This is a genomic window from Vibrio sp. YT-17 (assembly GCF_033337375.1).
Classification (GTDB): Bacteria; Pseudomonadota; Gammaproteobacteria; order Enterobacterales; family Vibrionaceae; genus Vibrio; species Vibrio alginolyticus.
This window is the reverse complement of the sequence record NZ_JAWOQP010000095.1, coordinates 903-1,365: the sequence shown is the minus strand read 5'-3', so window position 1 is coordinate 1,365 and position 463 is coordinate 903. Positions and strand designations below refer to the sequence as shown.

General features: G+C 49.0%; 1 protein-coding gene. It reads right to left on the bottom strand.

Annotated features, from left to right (window positions below; genetic code table 11):
- Positions 1-463 (bottom strand): M9 family metallopeptidase N-terminal domain-containing protein (locus R7F67_RS24110; protein ID WP_318057448.1); only part of this gene is annotated, 463 nt, incomplete at both ends.

Here is a 463-nt window from a genome sequence, read left to right as displayed (position 1 = left end):
ATCGTGATGATCACTTCACTTAATACCTTGCCGTGCGGGTCGCTGTTTTCGTAAAAATTAGCGTTGTTTACAAACGCGTCTACCGCCTCTTGCACTGCGGGCGTGACCCAAGAAACAAACGAGATATTGTTGTTGTAAAACTCGGCGTAATAGCCAGCGCGCAAATACAAGTACAAGGCTTCAAGCTCATCACTACCGCCGCCAGTATAGGCCTTCGCCAAAGTCACCGTATGCTTTGCCACGTTGTACATGTGGTCAGAATCAAACGCCGCTTCTTGCACTCGGCTTTGAGCAGAGAACAGCTCGTTGATGCAACTTGCACCTTGAGTTTTTATCGCGCTGATCAAGTCGTTGCTGTTGGTGGTTGTGAACGATTCTACGTCACAAACCACGCTTGACGCTTCAACCGATTGGATAGCCCGCGTACGTAACGTCTGTTTCGGTGGCTGTGGTAACAATTCTG